General features: G+C 63.9%; 5 protein-coding genes. 3 read left to right on the plus strand and 2 right to left on the minus strand.

Translation table 11 applies throughout. The features are described 5' to 3' along the window. On the plus strand, nt 1-934 hold a 934-nt coding region (locus EN994_RS27075), incomplete at its 5' end, for a hypothetical protein (RefSeq protein ID WP_127307952.1). 60 nt (nt 935-994) lie between these two features. Here EN994_RS27075 and EN994_RS27080 read toward each other — a convergent pair. Then, nucleotides 995-1093: a hypothetical protein gene (locus EN994_RS27080; protein WP_013530621.1), complete on the minus strand. Its 99-nt coding sequence runs from the start codon at nt 1091-1093 to the stop codon at nt 995-997. A 204-nt stretch (nt 1094-1297) separates the two neighbouring features. Then, the gene (locus EN994_RS27085; RefSeq protein ID WP_081714185.1) at nt 1298-1387 is read right to left on the minus strand and encodes a hypothetical protein; all 90 of its coding nucleotides are present in this window, start codon (nt 1385-1387) and stop codon (nt 1298-1300) included. A gap of 35 nt (nt 1388-1422) precedes the next feature. Here EN994_RS27085 and EN994_RS27090 point away from each other — a divergent pair, with 35 nt between their 5' ends. Next, a complete protein-coding gene (locus EN994_RS27090) occupies nt 1423-1626 on the plus strand; it encodes a hypothetical protein (protein ID WP_063168627.1) in 204 nt (67 codons plus the stop codon). A 111-nt stretch (nt 1627-1737) separates the two neighbouring features. Next, on the plus strand, nt 1738-2289 hold the full coding sequence (locus EN994_RS27095; RefSeq protein ID WP_063168626.1) for an isochorismatase family protein: 552 nt from the start codon (nt 1738-1740) through the stop codon (nt 2287-2289). Nucleotides 2290-2466 lie beyond the last annotated feature (177 nt).

Genomic DNA, 2466 nt, shown 5'->3' on the forward strand with positions numbered 1-2466 from the left:
GTATGCCGCAGCCGGCCAGCTCGCCGCGTCCGCGCGCCCCAACAATGCCGGCTTTGCCAATTTCCCCATGTCGGTGAAAAGCAGAAAGGCCGTGATCCGCAAGCCGGGCAACTGGCGCTTTGTGGTTTCGGTGCCGCCCGGCTGGCAGGCGAAAAGCGAAAACGACATTCAGTCCCGACACTTCCTGCCGCTGCCGGGTTCGCCGGCCGGGATGGTATCACAGGAGATGCTGCTGCCGGTCGGTCTGGCGCCGCCGCGCCGCGTCAGCGGGCGCGTTGCCGGCGATGGACCCGCGACCCTCTCCGTGTCGGGGGACGGGCACGTCCTGGAGGCGCGGACACTGGCGCCGGGTGCCGTCTTCAGCTTCGACCTGGCTGAAGAAGCCGACACGGTCAGCATCAGTGGCGAAGGCTTGGAGCGGCGGCTGACGCTGTCGCCCTACTCGGCGGATCTCGGCCTGCTGTCCGCGCAACGCGCCGGCATTGCCACTGATGCCGCTCTCGAAACGATCGGTTTCGACGATGTGACGTCGCGCACCTTCAGGAAAATTCCGGCCGGTCATGCCGGATTGGCGTGGCGCAACCTGAATGCGATGGCGCGCGACTACACCAAGGACAGCCAGGGCTATGTCAATGGCAACGTCTCCGGTGACCATGTGCTCTACACCAGCAGCGGGCTGCCTGCCGAATTCAGCTGCGAACGGCCGTTCGGCTTTCACTCGGTCATGCTGAGCGCCGCCTGGCTGGCGTCGGAAGGGGAGGTGGCGCTGATCGAAAGCTGGCTTGGCGAGCAGCTGATTGCAAGCGATCAGATCACGCTGTCGGCGCTGACGCCGTTGCACTATGCCCCGATGCTCAAAGCTGTAACGCGTGTTCGCCTGTCGACGAAGCACTATTGGCAAATGGTCGTGGACGATTTGGTCCTGACACGCTGAGATTTGAGCATGCCAAAGCGGAGCGAATTTCGCCCCGCTTCAATCAGGTTACGTTTACGATCAGCCCGGCACAATGATAATCGAGGCGCCGTTCGACGCTGTGACCGCCGACAGACGGCCCTTTTTCAAGAACGACGGCTTCACATAAATCTTCTTCATTTTCAGACTCTCCTAAAATCCCAGCCTGATGATGCCATACTGCGGCCATCTGTCAACCATGCGAGCTGAAAGCAACAAACAATAAACCCAACAATGCGCGACCAGGGGCCAGGGTCCCTATTCTTTGCTTCGGGCCATCCCAAAACCAATTGCACCTGGAGTTTGCTCTCCAGCGCCGGCGCGATCCGCCAGAGATGCGCCGGATTAAAGCGTGACGCTGCTCGGGGCGTTTGCCGTGACGGCGGAAAGCTTGCCCTTCTTGACGAAGGTCGGCTTCGCGTAAGTCTTCTTCATGGTGTTCTCTCCTGAACTCTCGGCGAGCATGGCAGATGCGCGACATGTGTCAACCAAGCCGGGCGCCGACGGCGGCCCTCCTGGCGCTATCGGCTGGCGGCCAGCGCCTGGCCTCCGGCTCGCTCGACGGCACGGCCCGGCTATGGGGCATGGACACCGGCCACCAGATCGCGCTGTTCGACAGCAAGACCGGCCCGATCTATGCGGGCGTCCGCCGCGGTGCTGACCGGCGGCAATGATCGCACCACCCGCGACTGGCCGCCCGACGGCGGTGACGGCGTCGTGCTGTTTGCCGGCGCGTCGGAATGAGCAAATCTTGATCACCTTGTCCGCCGTGCTATGTAAAGCCCATGCCAGCATCCAGCCTCCCAGACAACGCGCCGCTCATCGTCATCGATCTCCAGACCGGTATGTTCGACGGCGTGCACGAACCGCCGATCCATGATGCGCCAGGCATAGTCGAGCGCACCAAAGCGGTGATCGACTGGGCGCGGGGCGGCGGGCGCAAGGTCGCATTTGTCAGGCATGATGGACCCGAAGGCGATCCGTTGGCACCGGATCAGCCGGGCTGGCCGGTTTGGCCCGCACTTGGCCAAGCTGCGGACGAGCCGACCTTTGCCAAATCCGTGCGCGATGCTTTCAGCAATCCCGCCTTCGGCGACTGGGTTGCCGGGCAGGGTGCGGGTGCTGTCGTGCTCCTGGGCGCGCAGACCGATTTTTGCGTGGCCGCGACGGTCAAGGGCGCGATCGCCAGAGGGCTCGGCGTGACCGTGGTGTCCGATGCGCACAGCACGCTGGACAATGCCAGCGAGAGTGCCGAGCAGGTCATCGTCAGGCACAATGGCGAATTCGCCGAGGCCGGCGTCAATCTGGTGACCACAAAGGCGCTTGTCGGCGGCTGAAGCCCGAACGTCGCCGCAGGCCGCATTATCAGGCAGGCCGGCTTGAGGACTTCGCGAGGGAAGACAGCGCCGGGCGCCTGCCGTGGTCGACGCGGACGGGGGGGGCGCATTGTTGGGATGGCTCGGGCGCCCGCGTCAACCAGGGCGGCTCGTACCGCCGCATTAGCAACATTGCAC

The organism is Mesorhizobium sp. M7A.F.Ca.CA.002.09.1.1, from assembly GCF_003998555.1.
Taxonomy (GTDB): Bacteria; Pseudomonadota; Alphaproteobacteria; order Rhizobiales; family Rhizobiaceae; genus Mesorhizobium; species Mesorhizobium ciceri.